Origin of the sequence: Streptomyces sp. MP131-18, from assembly GCF_001984575.1 — a bacterium.
Taxonomy (GTDB): domain Bacteria; phylum Actinomycetota; class Actinomycetes; order Streptomycetales; family Streptomycetaceae; genus Streptomyces; species Streptomyces johnsoniae.
Genome location: NZ_LZNS01000001.1, coordinates 6,662,506 through 6,686,225, shown reverse-complemented (window position 1 = coordinate 6,686,225; position 23,720 = coordinate 6,662,506). Strand labels below are relative to the sequence as shown.

Below are 23,720 nucleotides of genomic sequence, written 5' to 3'. Positions count from 1 at the left end.
GCATCAGGGGGCAAGGGCTATGACCGCCGCATCGTCCCTGAGGTGCCGGTGGCGGTGGGCGAGGGCGGGGGCCAGGAGGGACGGGGGCAGTCGGAACAGGAATGGGGCGGAGCCGCGGCTCCAGGAGGCGTCGATGCCGTCCGTGTGCAGCAGCCAGGTCGTGGCCGCCGTCACCGGAAGGCGGTGCACCACGGGCCGCGGCAGGTTGTAGCCGACGATCCCGGGCGGACCCTGCGGGCCGCTGCGGGCCCGGTCGGGACCGGTCAGCACCAGCCGGACGTTCCCGGTGGCGCAGAACTCCATGTGGTCGCCCGCCAGGCGCAGCAGCGCGACGGCGGCGCCGCGGGTGCGGCCGAGCGCGCGGTGCAGGGTGGTGATCAGCTCGGCCGGCGGGGCGTCGGGGGCCTGCCGGAAGGCGGCCATGGCCCGTTCGGCGGCCTCGTCGGCGACCGGGCCGTGGCCGAGGGCGTCGACGAGGAGGGCGGTGCGGCCGGCCGGGGTCTCGACGACGGCGGCGGCGTCGCCGCACGCCGCGGCCTCGCCCGTGGAGCTCTGGCCGTCGGCCGGGAGGCAGACGGTGCCGATCTTGCCGACGCTCTCGCCGCTCTCGCCGCTCTCGCCGCTCTCGCCGGGAACGACGAGCCTGGCGCAGACCAGCGTGCCGGACCCGTCGGTGCGGATGGCCAGTTCACCGGCGATGCGGCGGACCGCGCCGAGCCCGGCGCCCAGGGTGCCCCTGGTGGTGAACCCGTCGGTGAGTGCGGCGTCCACGCTGCGGATACCGGGACCGCCGTCGGCGGCCACGATCTCCACGCCGCGGCCGAGGGGCAGGGGCTGGAGGTAGAGCACGCCGCCGGTGGCGTGCTTGTGCAGGTTGGTGGCCAGCTCGCCGGCGACGACGGCCGCCTTCTCCGGCAGGGCGCCGGGCAGCCCCGCCGCCTCGGCCACCCGGCGGGCGGAGGCGACGGCCAGCTGCACGGCGCTGCGGTGGTCGATGGGGATCTGCCTGGTGACCGGCGGTCGCGTGGTGTCCGGCACGGCGGTTACCCGGAGGTCCAGCGGGTGACGCACACGATGGTGCCGCCGCCCGGCGGGCAGTCGATGCGGAACTCGTGCATCAGGCGCCGGGCGCCGCCCAGGCCGTGCCCGAGCCCCGAGCCGGTGCTGAACCCGTCGGCGAGCGCCGCGTCGACGTTGGCGATGCCGGGCCCGGCATCGCTGACGGTGAGCCGCACGCCCCGGCCGCCGGGCCGCCGCAGCCGCTCGATGACGAGCGTGCCGCCGCCGCCGTGGATGTAGGCGTTGCGGACCAGCTCACTGGCGGCGGTGACCACCCGCGTCTGGTCGACCAGGCCGAATCCGGTCTCCAGCGTCGCGGCCCGGACCGCGTGCCTGGCCTCCAGCAGATCCTCCTCGGTGCGGACGGGGTACTCGGTGCGGTGCTCGGCCGCCGCGGCCCCGCCCCACCCCCGTCCTGCCGGAGTCTCACGAGGCGTCGTCACCACGGGAACCTTCCCGGGAAGACCTGGTCCTGTACCAGCCGAGCGCGGCCATTCCGGCCTCCGCGTTCAGCGCCGTTTCGACGCCGTGCAGCTTCAGGCCGAGCTCGACGAGCGTGATGGCGACGGGCGGGCGCATGCCCGCGACGATCACCCGCGCGCCAAGCAGCCGTGCGGTGGTGGTCAGTTCGCTCAGCGTACGGGCGACGAAGGAGTCGATGATCTCCAGGCGGGAGATGTCGATGAGGACACCGGTGGCCGCCTCGCGGGTGATGCGCTCGGTCAGCTCGTCGACGAAGGCCATGGCGGACCGGTCGTCCAGCTCGTCGAGAAGGCCCGTGACGAGGACGTCACCGAGACGCAGGATCGGCACGCCTGCCGAATGCCTTCCGGTCACCGGCCTGCCGTCTCGCCCAGCGGAACCCCGGACTGCCCTGTGATCTTGACGGCCTCGGCGAGCGCGTCGGCCAGTGTGGCCTTGGTGACGATGGCGGACAGGTCGAGTCCGAGCTGCGCGATGGTCTGGGCGATGGGCGGCCGGATGCCGCTGATCACGCAGTCGGCGCCCATGAGCCGCACCGCGGCCACGGTCTGCATGAGGTGCTGCGCCACGGAGGTGTCCACCGCGGCCACGCCGGTGATGTCGATGATGGCGACCTGCGCCTCGTCGGCCTGGATGGCCTGGAGGAGGCTCTCCATGACGACCTGGGTGCGGTCGGTGTCCAGGGTGCCGATCAGCGGCACCGCGAGGACGTGCCGCCAGAGCCTGACCACGGGGGTGGACAGCTCCATCAGCTGCCTGCTCTGCCGGCTGATGATCTCCTCCCTGCTGGCCACGTAGGTGTCGAACGACAGCACACCGGCGGCGTCGAGCAGCCGGTTGATCACGACGGCCGACTCGAAAAGCTCCCTGGCGTTCTGCGTGGAGCGCTGGATGATCTCCAGCATGACCTCCTTGAGCGACAGCACGGCGAGCGAGGTCGCGGTGGGGGTGGCGCCCGCGCGGGCGCGGCGCAGGGACAGCTCGGTGACGGTCTCCCGCAGCTCGGTGTGCTCGGTGACGAGGCGGCCGACGGGCATCGCGCTCTCCAGGCCGCCCAGCAGCGCGGACAGCAACTGGCCCGCCTCGCCGCGCAGTTCCTCCTCGCCGATGCCGCTGACCATGACCTCCTGGTCTATCTGGAGCCGGACCCAGTTGTCCGCGATCTCGGTCGTATGGTCACGCAGCGCGTGGATCAGCCGATCGCGCACGGCTGACTCGATGGCACTCACAACAAACCCTCTCGCCGTCGGCGCATCCGGCCGCATCAACGTCCTCGGACGCCAACACCGTTACCGTGAGCCTCATAGTTGCACTCCGGCAAATGTTAGCGTTCATCCGGCCGGGCCAGGAAGCCCCGTCCGCCGACCGGTACCTGCCCCCTCATAAGCCGTCCGAACAGCGAGGAGTCCGCATGAGCCCGTTGTCCTGCCTACGCGGAGCGGGCCTGGCGGTCGTCCGGACGGTCGGCACCGAGATCCGTGGTGCCGCGCACCGCCGTCCTGAAGCCGGCCAGCCCCTCGGTGAGGGCCGTACGGGCCGCGGGCGGCATCGCCGCGATCGCGGAGCGCAGCGCCACCTCGCGGCGGGCCCGCAGCTCGGCGAGGAAGCGGCGGCCACTGGGCGTGAGCCACAGCTCCAGCTCGCGCCGGCTGGTCTGGCTCGTGGTCCGCTCGACGAAACCCACGGCCTGGAGCCGGTCGCAGAGCCGGCTGACCGAGGAGGGCGCCGCACCCAGCAGCCGGCCCAGGTTGCGGAGATTGATCCCCTCGTCCCGCTCCAGTATGTAAAGCACCCGCAGCTGCGAGGACGAGACGGGCGCGGGCGACGCGGCGTCCCGCCCGCGCTCCCACAGGATCTCCAACAGCTCGATCATTTCGGAGACCGCGCAGGCGGTGGCGTCCGAGGAGCGATGCGGAGAAGGCGGATTCACGTATCTCACTGTGGCACTCACTCCCGTGCTTGTCATCCCGGATGTCCGGCACCGCCCCCATCTCCCGCCGGTCGCCCGGCCGGTGAACAACGACACTTCTGAAGAAGGTGAATCCCACCCAGTGGACAGACTCGTGGCCGCGTACCGCGCCCTGCGTACGGCGGCCCCCTATGAACTGCTCGGTTCCCTCCGGGCGGTACTGCTGCGGCACTACGCCATCGGCGAGGCGCAACTCCGGCTCGTCGACTACGCGATGAGCGCGCTGCGCCCGGTGGAGACCGGGCCGGACGGGGCCGGCGCCGTGTCCGCGCGTACCGGTCCCGCCGGACGGGCCTTCGGCTCCCAGCGGCCGTTCGTCGAGCCGTCCGGCCGGGCGGACGGGGGCGGCGGGGGGCCGCTCACCGTGCATCTGCCGGTGAGCGTGCGCGGGAACACCACGGGCGTGCTGACGGTCCGGGTGCCGCGGGACCGGTTCTCCGCGGACGTGCTCGCCGAACTGGGCGAGATCGCCGAGGCGCTGGGGCACGAGCTGACGGTCGCCGACCGCGATACGGACCTCTACCTGCGCGCGGGCCGGACGGAACGGCTGACGCTGGCGGCCGAGATGCAGTGGCAGCTGCTGCCCGGCCGGTCCTGCTCCCGCCCGGAGTTCGACCTCGGCGGGCATCTGGAGCCGGCCTACGCGATCCGCGGGGACAACTTCGACTGGGCGACCTCCGCCGAGCACCTGACGCTGTCGGTGATCAACGGCATGGGCGAGGGGATAGCGGCCGCCCTGCTGACGAACCTCGCCGTCAACGCGCTGCGCAACGCGCGGCGGGCCGGGCTCGGCCTGGTGGAGCAGGCGTACCTGGCGGACCAGGCCCTGTACGGCCAGTACCGGGGTGCCGCCCACGTGTCGGCGCTGCTGCTGCGATTCGAGCTGGCCACGGGCCTCGTGACGGTGATCGACGCCGGGTCGCCGCGCGTGTGGCTGCGGCGGCGGGGCACCGTGGAGATCCCGGCGTTCGAGGCCCAGTTGCCGCTGGGAATGTTCGAGGACACCGAGTACAGGACCGAGCAGTTCCAGGTCGAGCCGGGCGACCGGCTGTTCTTCCTCAGCGACGGCGTGTACGACGCCGCCTCGCCGGCCGGCGAGCGGTACGGCGAGAAGGCGCTGGCGCGGGCCCTGTCGAACAGCGGCCTGCTGCCGCCCGCACAGGTGCCGCGGGCGGTGCTCGGCGAGCTGGCGGGCTACCGGGGCGGCCCCTCGCCCGAGGACGACGCGATGGTGGTGTGCCTGGACTGGCGCGGCTGAGCGCGGGCCCGGCCGGGCGCGGGGGTGCCGCGCCCGGCCGGGGAAGAGCGGTCGCCTCAGGCGCCGATGACGCCGCCGTCGGTGCGCCGGATGACGACGGTGGCGGAACGGGGGCGGCCCTCGGGGTCGAAGTCGGGCCAGTTGCTGACCACCCGCGGGTCCTCGGGCGTCGGGGTGCCCCAGGCGGTGGTGGACTCGCCGGGGTGCTGGACGTTGACGAACATCGTCCGCTGGTCGGGGGTGAAGGTCAGCCCGGTGATCTCGGCGCCGCGGGGCCCGGTCAGGAAGCGGCGGATCTCACCGCTGCGCGGGTCGGCGGCCAGCATCTGGTTGTTGCCGATGTTCTCGTAGCCCTTCTCCGCCAGGTTCTGCGAGGAGTTGGACACGTCCGTCTGAATCCACAGCCGCCCGTCGCCGTCGAAGGCGATGCCGTCGGGCGAGCCGAAGATGTTGGACGCGTCCAGCTCGACCTGGGGGTCGTGGGCCGGGTCGCCGGCCAGCACGAAGATGTCCCAGGCGAAGGAGGTGGCGGCGTGGTTGCCGCCCTCCTCGGTCCAGCGGACGATGTGGCCGTACGGGTTCGGGGTGCGCGGGTGGACGGCGCTGTCCCAGCCGCTGCCGTTGGTGAGCGTGCAGTAGACGTCGCCGTTGCGCGGGTTGATGGCGATCCACTCGGGCCGGTCCATCTTGGTGGCGCCGAGCGCGTCGGCGGCCTCGCGGGTGCGCAGCAGCACGTCCGCCTGGTCCGCGAAGCCGTTCTCCGCGGTCAGCGCGCCGGTGCCGTGCTCGAGCGGCAGCCAGCTGCCGGAGCCGTCGTCCTCGAAACGCGCCACGTAGAGCGTGCCGTGGTCGAGCGGGCTGCGGCCGAGCGCCCGCTGCACGCGCCAGCTGCCCTGCCCGACGAACTTGTAGATGTAGTCGCCGTCCTGGTCGTCCCCCGAGTAGGCGACGACCCGGCCGCGCGACTCGGTGACGGTGCAGCCCTCGTGCTTGAAGCGGCCGAGCGCGGTGCGCTTGACGGGCTTGGCGCCGGGGTCCTTGGGGTCGATCTCGACGATCCAGCCGAACCGGTTGATCTCGCCCGGGTTGGCGGCCAGGTCGAAGCGCGAGTCGGCCTCGTGCCAGCGGAAGCCGCCGCCGGAAGCCGAGACGCCGTAGCGCTCCTGGGCCGGGGTGGGCTCCCAGCCGGCCTCCTCGGTGCCGAAGTAGTTGTTCCAGTTCTCCTCGCAGGTGAGGTACGTCCCCCACGGGGTGGCGCCACTGGAGCAGTTGTTCAGCGTGCCCATCGGTTCGTTCGCCGAGGCGAGCGCCGGGTGGTCGGCGCGGACCGGTCCCGAGAACGCGACGGGGGTGGTGCCGGTCACGCGGCGGGCGCGGCGGGAGTTCACGACGTGCCAGGTGCCGCCGCGGCGCTGCTCGATCTCGACGACGCTCACGCCGTGCGCGGCGAGCGCCTTCTCGACCTTCTCCGCGGTGATCTCCTCGGCACCGTCGGGGAACAGCAGTTCCTGGTCGACGTACTCGTGGTTGAGCACGAGCAGGCCGCGGCGGCTGCCCTCGCGGCCGTTACCGAGGGGGAAGAAGTGCATGCCGTCATGATTCATCCCGATCTGCTCGGCCTGGTCGGCCGCGGAGTCCGAGGCGTCCTTGTGCCAGGCGGGGCCGCCGGGGCGGATCGGCGTGCCCCAGGGGATGAGGACCTGTGTCTCGTATCCCTCGGGGACGGTGAACTCGTCCGCGGTGCTGGTGGGCACCGGGTCGAAGCCCAGGAGCCTGCGGGGCCTGACGCCGCCCTCCCAGCCGCCGTCGCCGCCGGCCGCCGGGGTCCTGGCCACGGCTGTGCCGGTGCCGAGACCGGTCGCGGTCAGGAAGCCCGCCGCCGCGGCGGTGCCGCCCATGAGGGCGGTGCGGCGGGACATCCGCTGCTGGACGACCTCACCGAACGACCGGTTGCCCGAGGCGTTCGAACTCACGTCGTCCGGGTCGTACTCGGGAAACACCGGGCGCTTTGCTGCCATCGCGGGTCCTCACTAGCTGATGTGACGAAAGTGATGTTCCCGTGAGGCTAGGAGCCGACAGTGGCGCCGAGCCGCCACCAAGGTGAACACGCGGCCACCGCCGCACATACGGACGATTCACCGTAACTGTTCACTTGGCGGCGGCCACGGAACGTCAGCCCTCGCGCCGCCCGTCGACCCGCCGTGGCAGGCCGAGCGGGTTGTCGTCGCGCAACTCGGGCGGCAGCAGGGCCGCCGGGGCGTCCTGGTAGGCGACCGGGCGCAGCCAGCGTTCGATCGCGGTGGCGCCGACGGAGGTCGACGTCGAGGTGGTCGCCGGGTAGGGGCCGCCGTGCTGCTGGGCGGCGGTGACGGCGACGCCCGTGGGCCAGCCGTTCACGAGAATCCGCCCGGCCAGCGGGGTGAGCCGGGCCAGCAGCCGGGCCCCGGTCCCGTCCTCCTCCTCGCCCTCCGCGGCGCTCAGGTGCAGGGTGGCGGTGAGGTTGCCCGGCAGCCGGGAGAGCACGGCGGCGGCCTGTTCGGCCGTCTCGTAGCGGACCAGAACGGTGACCGGGCCGAAGCACTCCTCGATGAGCAGATCGTGCGGGCCCTCGGCGGCCAGCCGGGCCGCGTCCACCGTGAGGATGCCGGCGGTCACCGCGTTCTCCCCGGCCTCGCCCGCGGCCACGGGGGCGCCGACGCCGTCGAGCGCCGCGCGCTCCCGCACCCCGGCTGTGAACGCGTCGCGCATCCTGCCGTCGAGCAGCACGCCTGGCGCCGCCTCGGCGACCTTGGCGGTGAGCGCGGCCAGGAGGGCGTCGCCCGCCTCGCCCGCCGGGGCCAGGACGAAGCCGGGCTTGGTGCAGAACTGGCCGGTGCCCAGCGTCATGGAGCCGGCCAGGCCGCCCCCGATCTGCTCGGCCCGCTCGCGGGCGGCGTCCTCGGTGATCACGACCGGGTTGAGGCTGCCCAGCTCGCCGTGGAACGGAATCGGCACCGGCCGGGCGGCGGCGGCGTCGAACAGGGCGCGCCCGCCGCGGACGGAGCCGGTGAACCCGGCGGCCGTCACCAGCGGGTGCTTGACGAGCTCGACGCCCGCCTCGAAGCCGTGCACGACGGAGACGACGTCCTGCGGGACCCCGACCGCGGCGGCGGCCCTGCGCAGGGCGGCGCCGCATCGCTCAGAGGTGGCCGGGTGGTCCGGGTGGGCCTTGACGACGACCGGGCAGCCGGCGGCCAGGGCGCTGGCGGTATCGCCGCCGGGCACGGAGAAGGCGAGCGGGAAGTTGGAGGCGGAGTACACCGCGACGACGCCGAGCGGGATCTTGTAACGGCGCAGATCGGGGCGCGGCGGGGTGAGGGAGGTGTCGGCGTGATCAATGATGACGCCGAGGTAGGCACCGTCCGCCACTTCATCGGCGAAGGCACGCAACTGGCCTGTGGTGCGGGCCAGTTCGCCGGTGAGGCGGGTACCGCCCAGGGCCGTCTCCGCGTCCGCGGAGGCGATGATGCGCGTGCCGTCCGCCTCCAGCTCGTCGGCCGCGGCCCGCAGCAGCGCGATGCGGGTCTCCCGGTCGGCGAGGGCCGGGAGGGCGGCGTGGGCGGCACGGACCGCGGCGTCCACGTCCGCGGCGGTGGCCTCGGCCCCCACCTGCTCCCGCTGCTTTCCGGTTCGGGGGTCCACACTCCACACTGGTACTGCCACCGGGATCGATCCTCCTGCCGAGCGTCTGCTCCCACAAGGCGACGTTCGCTATAGTGCCGTTCGAGATATTGAACATCGTCCCTGTATGTGAATTTCGTTGGGGACTCTATAGCGGTTCGAACAAAGGGGCAAGGCGATGTCAGCCGGTGAGACGGGCGGTTCCCAGGTCAAATCGGCAGTCCGCACGGTGGAACTGCTGGAGTTTTTCGCCGGGCGCCCCGGCATGCATTCCCTCGCCGATGTCCAGACGGCCGTCGGGTACCCCAAGTCCAGCCTGTACATGCTGCTGCGCACGCTGGTCGAGCTCGGCTGGGTCGAGACGGACGCCACCGGCACCAGGTACGGCATCGGCGTCCGGGCGCTGCTGGTCGGCACCTCCTACATCGACGGTGACGAGGTCGTGGCCGCGGCCCGGCCGACGCTGGACCGGCTCTCCGACGACACCACCGAGACCATCCACCTCGCGCGCCTCGACGGCACGAACGTCGTCTACCTCGCGACCCGGCAGTCCGAGCACTACCTGCGCCCGTTCACCCGGGTCGGCCGCCGGCTGCCCGCCCACTCCACCTCGCTGGGCAAGGCGCTGCTCGCCACCTACAGCGACGAGCAGGTCCGCAAGCTGCTCCCGGAGACCCTGGACCGGCTCACCGAGCACACCATCACCGACCGCGAGCGGCTGATAGCGGAGCTGGCCCAGATCAGGGAACGCGGCTACGCCACCGACCGCGAGGAGAACACGCTCGGCCTGAGCTGCTTCGGCATCGCCATCCCCTACCGCACGCCCGCCAGGGACGCCATCAGCTGCTCCGTACCGGTCGCCCGGCTGACCCCGGCGCACGAACAGCTGATCAGGGACGCCCTGGTCGACGCCCGTGACCGGCTCACCCTGGCCACCCGCCACCTCTGACCGGCCCGCCTCCCCCGCGCGGGGGAGGCGGTTCGGCACGTGGCAGGACGTGCCAAGGCCGGCGACGCGGCAGGTTGGGGGCATGACCACGACGACCCACTCCCCCGCGGCCACCACGGCGGACCCGGCGGACCCGGCGGACCCGCGGGCCCGCCGCCGGCGCGACGCGCGGCCCTTCCTCGGCAGCCTCGCCATCGCCGCCTGCGTTCCCTACCTCACCCTCAAGATCGCCTGGCTGGCGGGCAGCCACGTCGGCATTCCGGAGGGCAGCGAGCTGCGCACGCCGGAGGGCGAGGACGGCCTGTTCGCCGCCAACGCCATGACGGCGGTCATGGACGCCCTCGTCATCGTGCTGGTCCTGGCCCTCACCCGGGCCTGGGGCAGGCGGCTGCCCGCCTGGCTGGTCATCACCCCGCTGTGGGTCGCGACCGGCCTGCTCGCCCCCATCCTCGTCGGCTTCCCCTCGATGACCCTGATCGAGGCGTTCTCCGGCTCCCCTGCCAGCTCAGGCCAGGACGAGATCTTCCTCGACCCGTGGGTCTTCACCGCCGTCTACACCGGCTTCGGCGTGCAGGCGCTGGCGCTCGGCGGCCTGTTCACGCTCTACGTGCGCGACCGCTTCGGGCATCTGCTGTCCGGGCGGCTGGCCGCACTCGCCCCCGCGGCGACCGCCGCGGCGCAGCGCGCCGGGGCCGGTGCGGCGGTGCTGGTGCTGACCTTCCCCGCGGGGATGAACGCGCTGTGGCTCGCGGGCGGCACGGCCGGTCTTTCCGAGGCCGAACGCGGGGAGCGGGACGCGCTCTTCCACCTCACCAGCGCCACCAGCGTCCTGTTCGCCCTCGCCGCGGCGGCCGGGGTGCTGCTGCTGGCCTTCCGCCCGCGGCGCCTCGGCGGCGTCCGGGTGTTCACCGCGGTCGCGGCGGCCTGGGTCGGCGGCGCCGCGACCGCCAACTGGGGCGGGTGGCTGCTGACGGCCGAGGTGTTCAACTCGGGTGCCGTGTCCGGCGCCGAGCGCGCGACCCCCCTGGTGACCCTCGTCCACACGGCGGCGGTGATCGCCGGCGTCCTGGTCCTCGCCGTGGGCGCCCACCTCTTCGCCGAACGGGCGGCGCACGCCCCCGCCCCGCGGCAGGCGCCGTGAACCGCGGCGCGCGGTGGCGCGGCCCGGGGCGGCGGTGGGTGCACCTGCTGCTCGGCGGCGCGCTGCTCATGCCGTACTTCCTGCTGACGGCCGTCGCCCTGGGGGTGGCCTTCCGGGTGGACGCGACGAACGGTCCCGGCTGGCAGTTCCTGGCCTTCGCCCTGTCCCTGCCGCTGGTCGCCGCCACCGGCCTCCTCGCCCCGGTGCGGCTGCTCGAAGCGGGTGCGGCCCGGACGCTGGCCGGGGTGCCGGGGGCGGCCCTGGCCGCCGCACCGGCCGGGAGCTGGGCCGCGCGGCGGCGCGCCGCTGCGTGGTTCACCGCACACCTCGGCCTCGGCGGCCTGGTCAGCGGCGCCACGCTCGCCGTTCCGCCGCTGGCCTGCGTGCTGCTGGCCGCGCCGTTCTCCGCCGCGCTGCGCGGCAGCAGGTTCGGCGCGCAGCTGCCGCTGCCGGGCGACGCTCCGTGGCTGGGCCCGCCTGCCGGGCTCGCGCTGCTCGCCGCCCTGACCGCGGCCGCGGCGGGCGCGGGCGCGCTGCTGGTGCGGCTGGCCCCCGCCCTGCTCGGCCCGACCCCGGCCGACCGGCTCGCGGCGGCGGAGGCGAGGGCCGCCGACCTCGCCGCCCGCAACCGGCTGGCCCGCGAACTGCACGACTCCGTGGGGCACGCGCTCAGCGCCGTCACGCTCCAGGCCGCCGCCGCCGGCAAGGTGCTGGACGCCGACCCGGAGTTCGCCCGCGAGGCACTGGCCGCGATCGAGGACACGGCCAGGGGCGCCGTCGCCGAACTGGACACGGTGCTCGGCCTGCTGCGCGAGGACGAGGCCGCGGGCACGGCGCCCGCGCCGACCCTCGCCGACCTCGACGGGCTGCTGAGCAGGACCCGCGCCGCCGGGGTCACGGTCGTGCTCCCCCGCGGCGGACCGCCCGGGGGCCTGCCGCGGCTGGTGTCGCGCGAGGCGTACCGCATCGTTCAGGAGGGGCTGGCCAACGCCCTGCGGCACGCGGGAGCGGTCCGGGTCGCGCTGTGCCTGACCGCCGACGAGGAGGAGTTGACGCTGACCATGGAGAACCCGCTGACGGCCGGGCGCGACGACGCGGCCCGCGGGGGCGGGCGCGGACTGCGCGGCATCGAGGAGCGCGCCGCGCTGCTGGGCGGCAGCGCGCGCTGGGGCGCGCACGAGGGGACCTGGCGCCTTGAGGTCCGGCTCCCGCTGGGGGCGGCCCGGTGACCGTGCGCGTGCTGGTGGCCGACGACGAACGCCTGGTGCGCACCGCCCTGCGCGCCATCCTCGGCGCCGAACCCGACCTCGACGTGGTGGGCGAGGCGGCGAACGGCGACGAGGCCGTGACGCGGGCCGGCGAACTGCGGCCGGACGTCGTGCTGATGGACGTCCGGATGCCGGGCACGGACGGCATCAGGGCCACGGAGGCGCTGCTGGCCACGATGGACGAGCCGCCGCGCGTCATCGTCGTCACCACCTTCGAGAACGACTCGTACGTCTACGAGGCGCTGCGCGTGGGCGCCAGCGGCTTCCTGCTGAAGCGCTCGGCGGCCGAGGACCTGGTACGGGCGGTGCGGCTGGTGGCGCACAGCGACTCGCTGCTGTTCCCCGCCGCGGTGCGGGCACTGGCGGCGCGGCACGCCCGCAGGGAACGGGCCGGGGCACTGCGGGCGCGGCTCACCGAACGGGAGGCACAGGTGCTGCGGCTGATGGCACAGGGACTGAACAACGCGGAGATCGCGGCCCGGCTCTCGGTGGGCGCGCAAACGGTGAAGTCGCACGTGGCGGCCGTACTCGCCAAACTCGGCGCGCGCGACCGCACGCAGGCGGTGATCGCCGCCTACGAACACGGCTTCGTCACGCCCGGCTGACGCGACGGCGGGCGCGCCGGCCCTACGGGTAGCCGAGGCCGCGGCGGATGAGGAAGGCGAGCGCGTCGGCCGCCGACTCCTCCTCGGCCACGGTGTGCTTGCGCGAAAACAGCTGGTGGAAGGTGCGTTCGGTCATCCAGGTCAGGGCGAGCGCCCGCAACTCGTCGCTGTTCTCGGCTCCCTCCACCGGGACTCCGCGCGCCCGGTCCCGGCGCACGGCCTCGGCGAGCAGCCGCGCCGCGCGGCCGCACAGCGAGTCGTACACGGCGCGCACGGCGGACTCCCGGCTCAGCAGGCCGGCGCCGGCGACGAAGACGAAGCCGTAGGAGCGCCAGTTGTCGAGGATGACGGCGATCAGCCGTTCGACCACCGCGCCGAGAGGCGGTTCGGCCTCCGCGGCCAGGGCCTCTTCGAGGCCCGCGAGGAGACGGCTGATGCCGCGGTGCACCACGGCGGCCAGGACCGTGTTCTTGTTGTCGAAGTAGAAGTAGACGGAGGAACGGGACAGCCCGGCCGCGGCGGCGATGGTCTCCATGGTGATCCGTTCCGGCGGATGGTCCCGCAGCAGCTCCTCCGCGGCGGCCACCAGGGCCTCTTCCCGCAGGTCGCCCCGGCTGACCCGGCGCTGCCTCGGCCGCCTGCCGGTCACGGCGCCCCCGGGCGCCCGCTGTCCTTCCATCGGGCCAGGCTATGCGCCGCGCGGGGCACCGCGCCGCCGTAACCCGGTGCCGGTGCCCGGCTCTGGGGCCCCTGTTCTTCCGCCGGTGCGGCGCCGGGGTGGGGCGCCGACGCCGTGCCCGCCGACGCCCCGTACACTCGCCCGCGCCCGCGGGCCGCCGCAAGGCCCGGATCAACTACCGCTGTCCGTTCCGGTAGTTTGGCCCGGACGGGCGGAAGGCCGAGTCGCACCCGTCCGCAGCGGGCGGCATGTGGGGGAGAACTGACGTTGATGGACGCACTGCGTTCGGTCGCTGACCGGTACGAGTTGCGGCAGGTGGTGGGCCGCGGGGGGATGGCGGAGGTCCATCTGGCCCACGACCGGCGCCTGGCGCGGACGGTGGCCGTCAAGCTCCTGCTGCCCGACCTCGCCAGGGACGCCGTCTTCCAGGCCAGGTTCCGCCGCGAGGCGCAGTCCGCCGCCTCGCTGAACCACCCGGCGGTCGTCGCCGTCTACGACACCGGCGAGGAGGAGGTGGACGGCGTCTCCACGCCGTTCATCGTGATGGAGTACGTCGAGGGCGCCACCCTGCGCGAGTTGCTGTCCGGTGGCCGCGGGTCGCCCGAGTGGGCGCTGGAGATGTGCGCGGGCGTGCTGGACGCGCTGGAGTACGCCCACCAGGCCGGCATCGTCCACCGCGACATCAAGCCCGCCAACGTCATGCTCACCGGTTCCGGCCGGGTGAAGGTGATGGACTTCGGCATCGCCAGGGCCATGGGCGACGCGGGCATGACGCAGACCAATTCGGTCATCGGCACCGCCCAGTACCTGTCCCCCGAGCAGGCCAGGGGCGAGCCGGTCGACACCCGTTCCGACCTGTACTCCACCGGCTGCCTGCTCTACGAACTGCTGACGCAGCGGCCGCCGTTCACCGGCGACTCCCCGGTGTCCGTGGCCTACCAGCACGTCAACGAGGAGCCCGCGCCGCCGGGTGAGTTCGTTCCCGGCATCACCGGGGACGCCGATGCCGTGGTGCTGAAGGCGCTGGCGAAGGACCGCGACCACCGCTACCAGAGCGCGGCGGAGATGCGTGCCGACATCGAGGCGGTTCTCGCCCACCGGCCGCCGGCCGCCACCGCCCGGACCGCGGCGGACCCGCCGACCGCGGAGCTGCGGCCCCGTCCTGGCCCGGCGACCAGGCCGTTTCCGCCGGTGCCCGGCGCCCCACGCCAGGGCTCCGCCGACCGGCGGCGCACATCGAAGAACGGGAAGATACCGCTGGCCGTCCTCTCCGTGCTGCTTCTCGTCGGCGCCGCCGTCCTCGGCTTCGCCCTGCTCGGCGGTGGGGACGAGGAGGGCGGCACGGACGGCGGCAGCGGCGGGTCGGCCACGCTGACCGTTCCGGAGCTGGCCGGTATGTCCCTCGACGAAGCCAGGGAACGGGCGGCCGAGGACGACTTCGAGATCGCCGAGGGCGGCAGCAGGCCGTGCGCGGCGGCGGAGGACACCGTCTGCGAAACCAGCCCGGCGGCGGGCACGGAGATCGATCCCGGCGGCCTGGTCACCCTCATCATGTCCTCGGGCGCCGAATCGGTCGAGGTGCCCGACGTCACCGGCGGCACGGCCGACGAGGCGCGCCGGCTGCTCGATGAGCTGGGGTTCGACGTCACGGAGGAGCAGCAGACCGCGGAGGCGCAGGCGCCGGTCGGCACGGTCCTGACCCAGGCCCCGGAGGGGGGCGCGGACGCCGACCCGGGCAGCACCGTCACGCTGACCGTGCAGGGGGAGGTGCCCGAGGACGAGCCGGCCACCGTGCCCGTGCCCGAGGTCACGGGCCTGCCGTTCGAGGAGGCGGAACCGGCCCTCCGCGAGGCCGGATTCGAGGTCACCCGGCAGGACGTGCCCGGCGAGGCACCGGCCGGCGAGGTCGTCGGTACTTCCCCCGCCGCCGGCACGCAGCACCCGGCGGGCGGCACGGTCACCGTGAGCGTGTCGACAGGACCGCAGGACGGGGAGCAGCCGGGCCCGGGGGAGCCGGTGCGGATTCCCGACGTCAGCGGCCTGGCGTACGCGGATGCCGACGCGGCACTCCGGGCGCTCGGCCTGGACACCATGGGCACCAGCTACCCCGCCGAAGACCAGGGCTGCGTGCCCGAGGACATCGTCCGCTACACCAGCCCGGCGGCCGGCGAGACCCTGGAGCCGGGCGGCCGGATCTACCTCAACTGCTACCGGGGGCCCTGACACGCCTCAGTGTGCCAGGGCAGCGCGGCGTACCGGGCGCGTCACTCGACTCCGAGCAGCTGCTCGACGGGGTTGATGGCGAAGTAGACCACGAACAGCGCCGCGGTGATCCACAGCAGCCAGGTGATCTCGCGGGTGCGGCCGAGCACCACCTTCAGCAGCACGTAGGTCACGAAGCCCGCACCGATACCGTTGGTGATGGAGTAGGTGAAGGGCATCACGGCGATGGTGACGAACGCCGGGATGGCGAGGCCGGTATCGGCCCAGTCGATGCGGCCGACCTGCGTCATCATCAGGAAGCCGACGGCGACCAGCGCGGGGGCCGCGGCCTGCGAGGGGACCACCGCCGCGAGGGGCGCGAAGAAGAGCGCGAGCGCGAAGAGGCCGCCGGTGACCAGGTTCGCGAAGCCGGTCCGCGCGCCCTCGCCGACCCCGGCGGCCGACTCGACGTAGGAGGTGTTGGAGGAGGCCGAGGCGGCGCCGCCCGCCACGGCGGCAAGGCCGTCGACGAACAGCAGCCGGCCGAGCCGCGGCACGCGGCCGTTCTCGTCGAGCAGCCCGGCCTCGCTGGTGACGCCGACGGCGGTGCCCATGGTGTCGAAGAAGTCGGTCAGGAACAGCGTGAAGGTGATCAGCACGACGGTGATGAAGCTGATTTCGCCGAACGCGCCGAACAGGCTGAACTGGCCGAGCAGCCCGAAGTCGGGCGCGGCCACGATGTCGTCCGGCACGCTGGGCACGGACAGGCCCCATTCGGCGTCGCCGATGTCGGCGATGGCGTTGACCACGACGGCCAGAACGGTCATGGTGACGATGCTGATGAGGATGGCGCCCTTGACCCGGCGGGCGAGCAGCGCGAGGGTCAGCAGCAGGCCGAGGCAGAAGATCAGGATGGGCCAGCCGTGCAGTTCGCCCGTGCCGCCCATCGCGAGCGGCGGCGACATCTCCTGGCCCGTCGTGAACCCGGCGTCCACGAAGCCGATCAGCGCGATGAACAGGCCGATGCCCACGCCGATGGCCTGCTTCAGCCCCATGGGGATCGCGTTCATCACGGCCTCGCGCAGCCCGGTCGCGGACAGCACGCACAGGATGATGCCCTCGATCACCACCAGGCCCATCGCCTCGGGCCAGGTCATGCGCGGCGCGATCTGGTAGGCGACCATCGCGTTGATGCCGAGCCCGGCGGCCAGGGCGAGCGGCAGGTTGGCGGTGACGCCCATGAGTGCCGTCATGATCGCGGCGACCAGCGCGGTGACGGTGAGCAGTTGCTCTACGGAGAGCCGGTCGCCGTTGATGTCCGTGGCGCCGCTGAGGATGATCGGGTTGAGCACCAGGATGTAGGCCATCGTGAAGAACGTGGCGAAGCCGCCACGCACCTCGCGGCCGAAGGTGGAACCGCGCTCGGAGACCTGGAAGAAGGAGTCCAGGCGCCCGAGCGGGGACGCACGGTCGTGGGCGACGGAGCGTGACGGCATCGTTGAATCCTTGACTGAACGGCTTCGGGGACCGGGGCATTCTCCCCGCTCGGTCGCCCCCGCGGGTTTTCGCCGTGTAACACGATGCCGCACCGTTACGGAATTGCGCCCTCCCGGCCCAGGTCGCGCAGGGCGCCGGCGACCGCGGACAGATCGGCGTCGTTGGCCAGTCCCGCGTGGTAGAGCCGCAGCTCGGTCGCGCCGAGCGACGCGGCGTGCGCCGCGTCGGCGGCCAGCGCTCCCGGCTGCCCGCCCATGCCGCCGACCACCGTGAGATTGGCCGCGACCGTCGTACCGGCGCCGCGGTGCGCGGCGAACGGCCCCAGCGCCGCGGCCCGCTCCGCCGCGCCGCCGCCGCTGGGCACGACGACGCCGTCCGCGTGGGCCAGGACACCGGCCGGGTCGACGCCCACGTTGGCGCCGCAGCGGTGCGGGGCCGGGTCGGCGTGCAGCAGCACCCGGAAGCCGGGCGGCGCGGCGGCGCGCACGGCGGCGACGGCTTCGCGCTGGAAGCTGCCGGCCACGCCGTTGCGCCAGTCGGCGACGGCGTGCGCCGGCTTGTCGCCGAGCAGGCCGGCGATCTCGGTCCACTCCCCCTCGCGGTCCCCCGCCGCGGGCGCGGGCCGCCCGTGCCATACCGGTCCGAGGGCGCGCAGGACGGCCGCGCGCAGCTCCTCGGGGTCGGCGCCCGCGGCGGCGTACCCGCCGCGGCACACCTCGCAGAAGCACAGCGACATCAGATAGGTGCCGACGGCGCCGAGCGGGCCGCCGCCGATCTTGTCGTGCGCGTGCAGGTGCGCCAGTCCGTACCAGCCGCAGGACTCCAGCTCCGTGCCGGCCGTCCCGGGCCGCACGGCGGCCTCGGCGGCCAGGGCGGTGGCGTAGGCGCGCACCTCGGGGCGGGCGATGCACGGCGCCCAGGGGTAGCGGTCGCCGTACGCGTTGCGGACGGTGACGGCCGGGTGCTCCTCGCCGAGGCGGGAATTGTGCGCCAGGACCACCCAGGAGTGCACCTCGACGCCCGCCCCGGCCAGCGCGGTGGCCGCCTCGCCGTACGGGTCGGCGCCGGCCACCCAGTCCTGCCGGAAGGGGCGCAGCTCGCGGCCGGACCAGCGGGCGGGGTCCTGCGGGTAGTACACCGCGGAGTGCCGGGCGGTGACGATGCGGTGGCGCGGGTGGCGCGGGGTGAGGGCCCTGGTGGTGTGGTAGGCGGCGGCCAGGGTGGCCTGCTGGACGCCGAGCCCCGCGATGCGCCCGGCCGCGGCCGGGTCGCCGACGACGTCCCAGGGGTAGACGAAGGCCGAGGCGCGCATCAGCGGCCCACCAGGTCGAGGCCGTGTTCGAGCAGGGCGGCCAGCTCGGCGAGGTGCTCGGGCTCGGGCTCCGCCAGCGGCGGGCGCACCTCGCCGACGTCGAGGCCGCGCAGCCGGACCCCGGCCTTGACCAGGGACACGGCGTATCCGTTGCCGCGGTTGCGCAGCTCGACCAGGGGCCGGTAGAAGCCGTCGAGGAGGCGGCGCACCGTCGCCTCGTCGTCCTTCTCCAGGGCGCTGTGGAAGGCGAGGGCGATTTCGGGGGCGAAGCAGAAGACGGCGGAGGAGTAGAGCCGCACGCCGAGGCCGCGGTAGGCACGGCCGGTCAGCTCGGCGGTGGGCAGCCCGTTGAAGTAGCGGAACGAGGTGCCGGGCAGCTCGGCCCGGACGGCGGAGATGATGCGCTGGAGCAGGTCGAGGTCGCCGAGGCCGTCCTTGAGGCCGACGATGCCGGGAGTCCTGGCCAGCTCGACGGCGGTGGCGGGGGTGAGGACGACGTTGTCGCGCTGGTAGACGATGATCTCCAGCGGGGTGGCCGCGGCCAGCGCCCTGAAGTGGCGCAGCAGGCCGCGCTGGCCCGCGTTGACGAGGTAGGGCGGCATCGCGAGGAGGCCGTCGGCGCCTTCTTCCTCGGCGATGCGGGCGAACTCCACGGCCGTGGCGGTGCCGTAGCCGGTGGCGGCGACGACGGGCACCGCACCGGCCGCCTCCTCGACGGCGGCGGCGATGCAGGCGCGGTACTCCTCGCGGGTCAGGGCGTGGAACTCTCCGGTGCCGCAGCAGGCGAACACGGCGCCGGCGCCCGCGTCGACCCCGGACCGCACGTGGGTGCGATAGGCGTCCAGGGCGAGCGAGCCATCGGGAGCGGAGGCGGTCACGGGAAAGAACAGCAGGCCCTCAAGGCGGCTGACGAGCGCGGCTTCGGTCATCGCGTCCTCTACTCCCTCGCCGTACATGATTATGATTGGCGTCCATATAGCTGAACAGACACGCTAGTTGAGCCCGGAATCAACGGTCAAGGCGTCGTTGACGCTCCTCGGCCCACCCTCTAGCGTGTCCTCATATATGAATGATATTTACGGATGGAGACCTGATGCCTGCTGGTCAGTCCGCTGAACGACGCACCGTGCTCCTCACCGGCGCCTCCGGGGGCGTCGGCACCCTGATGCGCGAGCTGCTGCCGTCGCACGGTCACGACCTCCGGCTCCTGGACGTCGTGCCGGTACCCGGCGCGCCGGACGCCATCACCGCCGATCTGGCCGACCGCGACGCGCTGCGGGCGGCCGTTCGCGGCACCGACGCGATTCTCCATCTCGCCGGCATCTCGCTGGAATCCACCTTCGAGAAAATCCTGCGGGCGAACATCGAGGGCACCTACAACCTCTACGAGGCGGCACGCGCCGAGGGCGTGCGCCGGATCGTGTTCGCGTCGAGCAACCACGCGGTGGGTTACACGCCCTGGCCCGCGCCCGGCGCTCCGCCGTTGCCGGTGGACGCGCCCCACCGGCCGGACACGTTCTACGGGCTGTCCAAGTGCTTCGGCGAGGATCTGGCGCAGTTCTACTGGGACAAGTACGGCATCGAGACCGTGTCGGTCCGCATCGGTTCCTGCTTCCCCGAGCCGACCTCCGTCCGGATGCTGGCCGTCTGGCTGAGCCCCGCCGACGGCGCCCACCTCTTCGACCGGGCGCTGCGGGCCGAAGGCGTCGGCCACGCCATCGTGTACGGCTCGTCCGCCAACACCCGCGCGGTGTGGGATCTTGAGCCGACGCGGGCGCTCGGCTTCGATCCGCGGGACGACTCCGAGACGTTCGCCGCCAAGCTGATCGCCGAGCAGGGGGAGCTGGACACCACCAGGCCGGATCAGGCCCATCTGGGCGGTGCGTTCATCACCGACCCGCCGATCTGGCCCCGTTGAGCGCCCCGCCCGCCCGGTGCGCCGCCGCGGCCCGGGCGGGCGGGAGCGAGGTCAGCCCGCACGCCGCGCGCAGGCGCGCGCCAGCGCGGCAAGGCGCTCGGTTGCTGGCCCCGCGCCGCCCGGCACGGGAAAGCGGCGGCGGACGAAGCCGAACGCCAGTCCGCAGGACGGGTCGGCGAACGCCATCGAGCCGCCCGCGCCGTCGTGCCCGAACGCGTCGGCACCGAGGAACGGGCGGCCCGTCATGAAGCCGAGACCGTAGGTGCGCGGCAGGCCGAGCACCACGTCGAGGCCCGTCGAATACGGGCGGGCGCACTCCGCGGCCGTCGCGGGCGTCAGCAGCGGCGGCGCGCCGCCGCTGCCCGTGACGGCCGCCGCGTACAGCCCCGCGAGACCGCGGGCCGAGCCGATGCCCGCCACGGATGACTGCCCGCCGGCCCGGACCGCGCGGTCGTCCGGCAATGCGGACAGCACGGTCGGCTCGGGGTGGTGCAGGTTCCCCGCGATCCCGCCGATGCTGTCGGGCGCCTCGGGCACCGCCGCCGGGTCCTGCGCCGCGGGGCGCGGTGGCAGCACCGGCAGCACCCGGGGCTCCTCGGCCGCGGGCAGGCCGAGCCACAGATCCACGCCGTGGGGGCGGCGGATGCGCTCCTCGTACACCTGCTGGAGCGTGCTGCCGGTGGCCCGGCGCACCACCTCGCCGACCAGGGCGCCGACCGTCAGCGTGTGGTAGCCGAAGGCGGCGCCGGGCCGCCAGTACGGCCGGTGCGGGGCCAGCCGGGCGGCCAGCGCGGCGTCGTCCGCCACCTCGGCCGGCGTGAAGCCGTCCGCGGTGCCGATGGCTCCCGCCCGATGCCCGGCCAGGTCCCGCACGGTCACCTCGCCCTTGCCCTCGGCGGCGAACTGCGGCCAGTAGGCCGCCACCCGCCGGTCCGGGTCGAGGGCGCCCTCCTGGGCCAGCAGCGCGAGCACGAGGAACGCGGCCCCTTTCGTGGAGGAGAAGACGCCGGTCAGGGAGTCGCCGGTGACGCCGTCCCCGGCCCACAGGTCGGCGACCTGCCGCCCCGCCACCCGGACGGAGAGCTGCGCGCCCTCGCCCGCCACTCCGGCGAACTCCGCGCGCAGCGGCTCGTATCCGGGCGCGACCTCCCCCCGTACCGCCACCGTGTCCTCGTGCCGCACCGTATCCTCCACCGTGTTCTCCGCGGGGCGTGCGCCGCCCGGCGCATTGTCCCCCGCAGCCCTCGGCGCAGGCGCCCGGCCCCCGCCCCGCGGTCGACGACGCGCGGCACCGCGCGCGGGTGGTCGACCCGGTCCCGCAGCTGTGGGGTCCAGCCGGCGTCGTCGCCGAGCGGCGCTTCCGGGTTGGCCTCGTGGCAGGCGCCGAGCAGGTCCACGGGCCTGCCGCCCACCCAGTTGCCGTGCTCGGTGACCGAGGTACCGGCCGTCCACCGGTACAGCACCTGCGCCGGTCCGATGTCCGCGGGCAGCGTGAACGCGTTGCACTCGGCGACCAGGGCGGACTCGATGCCGATGCCCCAGCTTTAGCCGTAACGGGCCCCGGCGTCCTGCCGGAAGTGGTTGTTGTAGACGTCGGCCTGCCCGTAACGCACGCGCGGCGCGCGCTCGTTCACGTCGTGGAACAGGTTGTGGTGGAACGTGGTCCGCGGCTTGCCGCGGTCGTCGGCCGCGGCTCCGTCGCTGTTGCCGAGCACGATCGTCTTGTCGTGCTCGGTGAACGCGTTCCAGCTGACGGTGACCAGGTCCGTGCCGCGCACGATGTCCAGCTGGCCGTCGTGCTGCCGGAGCAGCCGACCGAAGTACCGCGGCTGCGCGTCGTCGGGGCGGCGGCCGTCGGTGAACGTGTCGTGGTCCCCCCACACGCGGCGGGAGCCGTACGGCACGAGGCTGTTGTACTCCGAGTGCCACTCGCCGAACTCGCCGTCCGTCGGGTCCCACTGCGGGAAGCAGTCGAAGGTGTCCTCGAACGTGCGGTTGCGGACGATGACGTTCTCCGCGCCGGCAGCGGATTCCCACACGGCAGATACAGCGCACGGTGGAAGTCCCGGTTCGCCGGCGAACGCTCCGCCGTGTCACCCGCGGGATCAGCCCGCCGCAGCGCCTCATACGCGGCCGACAGGACCGCACCGCAGGCCACCGTGCGGCGCACCGCCTCCGGCTCCGGCAGCAAGCGCACGTCGTAGACGCCGCGTTGGTCACCGCGAAAGGCTGGGGGCGGACTCCGGCCCGGCCCCGATACGGACGTCTCCCGGCCCGTCGACGGTGCCGCTCCGGGCCGCGAGGTGCACGTTGTGGCAGTCCTCGATGAGGATGGCGTTCCTGCCGGCGCGGGAGATGGTGATGCGGTCGATCACCGCGCCGCCGCTCCCCGACACGCAGAGGATGCCGTGCCCGCCGCCCCGTGCGATCACCTCGCCGACGCGGATGTTGACCGGATACCCGTCGCCGATGCGACCGTTGCGGTTGGCCATGCGGAACGCCGCGTACCCGGTGCCCGCGCCGGTGCCCTCGCCGTCCACGCGCGCGATCCGGGCGTTGATGGTGTCGTTCAGCAGCAGCCCCGATTCGCCGGTGTCGCGGGCCGTGACGGTGCCGATCGTCAGCCCGTCGACCCCGTAGGTCTCCACGGCGTGGCTGCCGCTTCCCGAGACCCGGACATCGCCGATGCGAACGTTGCGGGTGCGGACGTCGCGGTCGTCGTGGTTGTCGATGCGGATGCCGAGACCGCCCGACAGGTCCATGTCGATCTGGCCCATGGTGATGTCGGTGCCGTTGCGCACGAGGATGCCGAAGTGGGGCGCGCCGGTGAGGGACGCGTTGCGGATCTCGACGTCCGTGGTGTTCCTGGTGCGCAGGGGGGCGTGATCGGCGCGGGCGGGCCCGGTGACGTTGATCGTGCCGCAGAGATCGATCATGGTGTGACTGGGCAGGTCGAGCGACTGGTTGCCGGGCACGTCCCCGGAGCCGCGGACCAGGACCCCCGCCATGGCCGTGCGGCCCGGGGGCAGACTGCCGACCGCCGCGCGCATGGCCGAGAGCATGTCGGTCCCCGAATAGCCGGGCGCCGTCCAGGTGTTGCCGTTGCGCACCGCCTCTGCCTGGTAGGTACCGCCGCCGCAGGCCATGGCACCGACGGCCGTGCCCGCCGCGGCACCGACCGAACCTGTCAGCGTCGTGGCGGTGACCAGCGAGACGATTCCGGAGAGAAATGCGGCTCTGCGTCCCATCGTTCACTCCTGGTGGGGGGATGTGGGGGGAATGCCGATCACACGCCGAACCACCCTGATGAATCGATTCACTGCCGGAGCGTCCTTCACCGGAGGCGACGAGCAGCGTGGGGCACTCGCAAGGACGCGGTGGCGGTGCGCGAGGGGAAAGCGCTTGCGATCACGGGGAGTATCGCAACGCCTCCGGTGGGCGTCAAGAGTCGCGCGAAGCCGCCCGGTCGCGCTCCGCGCGGGCCGACGCTCGCCCACCCGAATCAGCCTCAACGCGTTCGAGCCATCCGGTGACGATCGGCACGCTGTCCGGCAGCGGGCCTGGTGCGAGAGCGCCCAGTGCGTATCGCATGGGTCCGACGCTCGGCAGCGACGCCGATGCGCGTCGGCCGGGGCCTGATGCCGGTCAACCGTCGATGACGAGGCTGCTGCCGGCACGGCCCCGCGCCGCGGTTCTCGGCGCCGACGCCTGCGCCTGCGC

20 protein-coding genes and 2 pseudogenes are annotated in these 23,720 nt (G+C 73.8%); 7 read left to right on the top strand and 15 right to left on the bottom strand.

The annotated features are described in order from the left end of the window. Positions 1-3: 3 nt before the first annotated feature. The 5 genes from STBA_RS38095 to STBA_RS29805 form a co-directional block, all read right to left on the bottom strand. Positions 4-1,038 (bottom strand): ATP-binding protein, encoded by a 1,035-nt coding sequence (locus tag STBA_RS38095; RefSeq protein WP_077063705.1) that lies wholly within the window; start codon positions 1,036-1,038, stop codon positions 4-6. Positions 1,039-1,043: 5 nt separating this feature from the next. Next, entirely contained in the window at positions 1,044-1,406 is a 363-nt protein-coding gene (locus tag STBA_RS29820) for an ATP-binding protein (RefSeq protein ID WP_253195299.1), read from the bottom strand. 79 nt (positions 1,407-1,485) lie between these two features. After that, on the bottom strand, positions 1,486-1,872 hold the full coding sequence (locus STBA_RS29815) for an STAS domain-containing protein (RefSeq protein WP_253195105.1): 387 nt from the start codon (positions 1,870-1,872) through the stop codon (positions 1,486-1,488). 20 nt (positions 1,873-1,892) lie between these two features. Continuing rightward, positions 1,893-2,771 carry an STAS domain-containing protein gene (locus STBA_RS29810; protein WP_077062153.1) on the bottom strand — a complete coding sequence of 293 codons (879 nt, stop codon included), beginning with the start codon at positions 2,769-2,771 and terminating at the stop codon, positions 1,893-1,895. A gap of 200 nt (positions 2,772-2,971) precedes the next feature. Further along, entirely contained in the window at positions 2,972-3,415 is a 444-nt protein-coding gene (locus tag STBA_RS29805; protein WP_253195298.1) for a MarR family transcriptional regulator, read from the bottom strand. 178 nt (positions 3,416-3,593) lie between these two features. On the opposite strand from STBA_RS29805, the gene STBA_RS29800 reads away from it, so the two are divergent. Next, the gene (locus STBA_RS29800) at positions 3,594-4,769 is read left to right on the top strand and encodes a PP2C family protein-serine/threonine phosphatase (protein ID WP_253195103.1); all 1,176 of its coding nucleotides are present in this window, start codon (positions 3,594-3,596) and stop codon (positions 4,767-4,769) included. A 56-nt stretch (positions 4,770-4,825) separates the two neighbouring features. On the opposite strand, the gene STBA_RS29795 is transcribed toward STBA_RS29800, so the two are convergent. Beyond that, positions 4,826-6,787 (bottom strand): PhoX family phosphatase, encoded by a 1,962-nt coding sequence (locus STBA_RS29795; protein ID WP_077062151.1) that lies wholly within the window; start codon positions 6,785-6,787, stop codon positions 4,826-4,828. A 154-nt stretch (positions 6,788-6,941) separates the two neighbouring features. Further along, the gene (locus tag STBA_RS29790) at positions 6,942-8,459 is read right to left on the bottom strand and encodes an aldehyde dehydrogenase (NADP(+)) (RefSeq protein WP_079252227.1); all 1,518 of its coding nucleotides are present in this window, start codon (positions 8,457-8,459) and stop codon (positions 6,942-6,944) included. 148 nt (positions 8,460-8,607) lie between these two features. Here STBA_RS29790 and STBA_RS29785 point away from each other — a divergent pair, with 148 nt between their 5' ends. The 4 genes from STBA_RS29785 (at position 8,608) to STBA_RS29770 (ending at position 12,392) form a co-directional block, all read left to right on the top strand. After that, positions 8,608-9,378: an IclR family transcriptional regulator gene (locus STBA_RS29785; protein ID WP_077062149.1), complete on the top strand. Its 771-nt coding sequence runs from the start codon at positions 8,608-8,610 to the stop codon at positions 9,376-9,378. Positions 9,379-9,460: 82 nt separating this feature from the next. Beyond that, entirely contained in the window at positions 9,461-10,519 is a 1,059-nt protein-coding gene (locus STBA_RS29780; RefSeq protein ID WP_077062148.1) for a hypothetical protein, read from the top strand. 68 nt (positions 10,520-10,587) lie between these two features. Next, the gene (locus STBA_RS29775; RefSeq protein WP_077063702.1) at positions 10,588-11,748 is read left to right on the top strand and encodes a histidine kinase; all 1,161 of its coding nucleotides are present in this window, start codon (positions 10,588-10,590) and stop codon (positions 11,746-11,748) included. A 2-nt stretch (positions 11,749-11,750) separates the two neighbouring features. Further along, the gene (locus STBA_RS29770; protein ID WP_077063701.1) at positions 11,751-12,392 is read left to right on the top strand and encodes a response regulator transcription factor; all 642 of its coding nucleotides are present in this window, start codon (positions 11,751-11,753) and stop codon (positions 12,390-12,392) included. 22 nt (positions 12,393-12,414) lie between these two features. Here STBA_RS29770 and STBA_RS29765 read toward each other — a convergent pair whose 3' ends face one another. Continuing rightward, positions 12,415-13,071 carry a TetR/AcrR family transcriptional regulator gene (locus tag STBA_RS29765; protein WP_079252226.1) on the bottom strand — a complete coding sequence of 219 codons (657 nt, stop codon included), beginning with the start codon at positions 13,069-13,071 and terminating at the stop codon, positions 12,415-12,417. A gap of 270 nt (positions 13,072-13,341) precedes the next feature. On the opposite strand from STBA_RS29765, the gene pknB reads away from it, so the two are divergent. Then, positions 13,342-15,294 (top strand): Stk1 family PASTA domain-containing Ser/Thr kinase, encoded by a 1,953-nt coding sequence (gene pknB / locus STBA_RS29760; protein ID WP_077062146.1) that lies wholly within the window; start codon positions 13,342-13,344, stop codon positions 15,292-15,294. 41 nt (positions 15,295-15,335) lie between these two features. Here pknB and STBA_RS29755 read toward each other — a convergent pair whose 3' ends face one another. From STBA_RS29755 to STBA_RS29745, 3 genes are all read right to left on the bottom strand, one after another. Further along, the gene (locus STBA_RS29755; RefSeq protein ID WP_077062145.1) at positions 15,336-16,769 is read right to left on the bottom strand and encodes an NCS2 family permease; all 1,434 of its coding nucleotides are present in this window, start codon (positions 16,767-16,769) and stop codon (positions 15,336-15,338) included. A gap of 95 nt (positions 16,770-16,864) precedes the next feature. Continuing rightward, positions 16,865-18,082, bottom strand: a complete 1,218-nt coding sequence (locus STBA_RS38450; RefSeq protein WP_077062144.1) for a hypothetical protein — start codon at positions 18,080-18,082, stop codon at positions 16,865-16,867. After that, entirely contained in the window at positions 18,082-19,011 is a 930-nt protein-coding gene (locus tag STBA_RS29745) for a 5-dehydro-4-deoxyglucarate dehydratase (RefSeq protein ID WP_077062143.1), read from the bottom strand. The genes STBA_RS38450 and STBA_RS29745 overlap by 1 nt, the downstream gene beginning before the upstream one ends. Positions 19,012-19,175: 164 nt before the next feature. Between STBA_RS29745 and STBA_RS29740 the strand changes: the two genes are divergently transcribed. After that, complete coding sequence (locus STBA_RS29740; protein ID WP_077062142.1) at positions 19,176-20,000, top strand: NAD(P)-dependent oxidoreductase; 825 nt, start codon at positions 19,176-19,178, stop codon at positions 19,998-20,000. A 51-nt stretch (positions 20,001-20,051) separates the two neighbouring features. Here STBA_RS29740 and STBA_RS29735 read toward each other — a convergent pair whose 3' ends face one another. The 4 genes and pseudogenes from STBA_RS29735 to STBA_RS29720 all read right to left on the bottom strand — a co-directional run bounded on the left by STBA_RS29735 (position 20,052) and on the right by STBA_RS29720 (position 23,248). Further along, on the bottom strand, positions 20,052-21,194 hold the full coding sequence (locus STBA_RS29735; RefSeq protein ID WP_253195101.1) for a serine hydrolase domain-containing protein: 1,143 nt from the start codon (positions 21,192-21,194) through the stop codon (positions 20,052-20,054). A gap of 53 nt (positions 21,195-21,247) precedes the next feature. After that, positions 21,248-22,021, bottom strand: a pseudogene (locus STBA_RS39090) (pectate lyase); the annotation flags it as partial. After that, a pseudogene (locus tag STBA_RS39085) lies at positions 22,012-22,212 on the bottom strand (FCD domain-containing protein); the annotation flags it as partial. The pseudogenes STBA_RS39085 and STBA_RS39090, both read right to left, overlap by 10 nt. A gap of 4 nt (positions 22,213-22,216) precedes the next feature. Beyond that, positions 22,217-23,248: a hypothetical protein gene (locus tag STBA_RS29720; RefSeq protein WP_077062140.1), complete on the bottom strand. Its 1,032-nt coding sequence runs from the start codon at positions 23,246-23,248 to the stop codon at positions 22,217-22,219. Positions 23,249-23,720 lie beyond the last annotated feature (472 nt).